The 3,403-nt window shown below is 44.8% G+C and carries 1 protein-coding gene; it reads right to left on the reverse strand.

The window, feature by feature from the left end:
• Positions 1-3,403, reverse strand: a 3,403-nt coding sequence (locus tag F8B77_RS17590) for a hypothetical protein (RefSeq protein ID WP_167512858.1), incomplete at both ends; no start/stop codon positions are given.

Genomic DNA, 3,403 nt, shown 5'->3' on the forward strand with positions numbered 1-3,403 from the left:
TCCACACCCGTAACACCCACCATCGCATAATCAGTTGCCGAAGGTGCTGGTTGCGTATTATCCAACGCGTAGCTTTGAATCACATTAACGCTATCGGTTAGAATCTGGATCGCAGCCACCGTGGTCAACGATTGGCTATCCACCTGACCATTCACTTCACTGAGGTTATTGACAGTAACACCGGTAACGCCCACTAGCGCATAATCAGTTACTGTTGGTACAGTTTGGGTATTATCTACTGCGTAGTTTTGGACCACTGTTAGGCTATCGATAAGTGTTTGTATCGAGGCAACGCTTGTTAGTGACTGGCTGTCAACTTGTGCATTAATTTCCGCTAAATTGTTGGCATCAATACCCGTGACGCCAAAGTCAGCATAATCACTCACCGATGGTGCAGGTTGCGTATTATCCAACGCGTAACTTTGAATCACATTGACGCTATCGGTTAGAGCTTGAATCTCTGCCACCGTGGTCAACGATTGACTGTCTACCTGTCCATTCACTGCATTAAGATTGTTAGCATCCACACCGGAAATACCCACCATTGCATAATGAGTTGCCGAAGGTGCTGATTGCGTATTATCCAACGCGTAACTTTGAATCACATTGACGCTATTAGTTAGAGCTTGAATCGCTGCCACCGTGGTCAGCGATTGACTGTCCACCTGACCGTTTACTTCACTGAGGCTATTGGCGTCCACACCCGTAACACCCACCATCGCATAATCAGTTGCCGAAGGTGCTGGTTGCGTATTATCAGCCGCGTAGTTTTGAATCACGTTGACGCTATTAGTTAGAGTCTGAATCGCAGCTACGGTAGTCAACGATTGGCCGTCTACCTGACTATTCACTTCACTCAAATTATTGGCATCGACACCAGTCACACCAATATCGGCATAGTTGGTCACTGTAGGCGCGGTTTGGGTATTATCCGCAGCATAGCTTTGAATAATCGCTAAGCTATCAACCACAGTTTGAATACTCGCCACGGTAGTCAACGATTGACTGTCCACTTGCCAGTTAATTTCGGCTAAATTGTTGGCATCAACACCCGTGACGCCAAAGTCGGCATAATCACTTACTGATGGTGCTGGCTGCGTATTATCAGCTGCATAACTTTGAATCACATTAACGCTATCGGTTAGAGCTTGAATCGCAGCCACCGTGGTCAACGATTGACTGTCCACCTGACCGTTTACTTCACTGAGGCTATTGGCGTCCACACCCGTAACACCAATGTCAGCATAGCTGGTGACTGTTGGCGTGGTTTGGGTATTATCCGCTGCATAGCTTTGAATAACCACTAAGCTATCAACCACAGTTTGAATACCTGCCACTGAGGTCAACGACTGGCTATCTGCTTGCTCGTTGATTTCACTGAGGTTATTGGTATCGACACCGATAACACCAATGTCGGCATAGTTGGTAACTGTTGGTGCGGTTTGAGTATTATCCGCAGCATAACTTTGAATAATATTGAAGCTATCCACCATGGTTTGCACACTAGCCATTTGTGTGAGTGAGTGAGTGTCTACTTGTCCGTTCACATCACTTAGATTTGTCGCGCTAACGCCCGATATACCAGCTGCCACGTAGTCAGTTAAGCTTGGCGCAGTTTGCGTATTGTCCACCGCATAAGCTTGAATGACATTGATGCTATCAACCATCGGTTGCACATTCACCATCTCGGTGTGAGCAAGGCTTTGAAGTTGAGAGTTGATGTCTGAAAGATTATCGACCGTCACATTATCAATAGACGCATTTAAATAATCCGTGACTGTTGGCTCGGTGCTACCGCCTGCTGCCCAAGCTAAAACCACATTCGATCCATCGATGGCTGCTTGAACTCTATCAGAGCTTAACCCTGAGGATGACAAAACATAGACAGCACCAGAATTAGTTAGAGATACGTCACCAGTCACAAAATCACTAGCGATTGAACCATCGGAGCTAATATCCCCACTCCCAAATATAGGTAAACCATCGCTGCCATCATTACCAGAATTGTTAGCCACAATGCTTTGAAGATTTGTCGAGTTGTAAGGATTGCCTAGCACTATAGTATTATTCTTAAAATCTAATCCTGACTCTACGAGCCGAGATGTTCCATAGCTAGAGTCAAATTCCAAATCATATGTTATTACAGTCGTCTCCCAATTAGCCGCATTAAGATCAGACAAATCATATTTATAGAGATTTGGGGCTAGCCATGAAGCTACCACCAGTTCATCTCCATCTCCTGATAAGTTAACCCCAGAACCAAAAGCATCAAATAATGCATTATTTGAGAGTAATGTCTGAATATAATTCCACTGACTGCCATCATAATCATAGATGTCTACGGCTGTTCTTGAGCCCGCCGCTAAGCGTGTACCATCACTATTTAAACTAACACTGAACCCTTCATTTCCACCTCGACCTGCGTTTAGGTTACTCTGTGTGAGTATCCAGTTACTGCCACTTGCATCACGAGTAAAAACATCAATATGACTATCTTTAGGCTCACCTGCGACGATAGTTTTACCATCATAAGAAAGGGCGACTTTGTTGATTCCCCCCATCCGACCTGTACCGATAAATTGGTTTCTTTCTGTCCAACCACTACCGTTATATTGATAGATAACAATACGTCCATCAAACGAACCATACCGATACTCACCTAGCACCAAAGTATTGCCATCCCCACTTAAATTTGCAGATAAGAGTTTATCCGAGATGGTATGCGCTTGGGTTCCCACCAACGACCAATTAAACCAATCCGGCTGATCGCTAGACACGTCAACCTCATAGGTTTTAATCATGTCATATGATGCAGTGACGACTCGACGACCATCCGCAGATAGCGCAACGCCATAAGTGTAATCCGCGGCTAATGAGCCATCTTGCAAAATCGTGACTTCTTGCCAATTCCCGTTTATACGGCGATAGACATAAAGTTTACTCGTCGTTGCATTATCATAAGCCGCAGCGACTACCATAGTTAGGCCGTCATCTGAAAGTTCAACTCTACGCCCAAAATAGTCCTCATTGGTAGCATTTGAAGCTTTAATAAATGAGTTAGGAAGATACTCGCCCCCCCCGAATTGCCACAATTTACTATTGATGAAATCTAAGGTACTAACACCGACACCAGTAAAGGCGGTGTCATTGTAGTCGCTTATTGTAGGCGCTATAGTACTCGTGCCAAGACTGTAATCCGTAAGTCGGTTAACGGCACTTATAACGTTTTGTATTGCATCCAACGAAAGTAAAGTATTATCAGTAGCAAGAATCTGGTTAACCCATTCTAGTTCGGTAGAATTTAGCTCATCAAAACCCACAGTGTGATAAGTGGCAAGATCTGGCGCAGTGGTTGTGCTGCCATCGGCGTAATCATCAAGGGCATTGATGGCATCGACCAGCA

The sequence above is a fragment of the Aliivibrio finisterrensis genome (genome assembly GCF_008933155.1).
Classification (GTDB): domain Bacteria; phylum Pseudomonadota; class Gammaproteobacteria; order Enterobacterales; family Vibrionaceae; genus Aliivibrio; species Aliivibrio finisterrensis.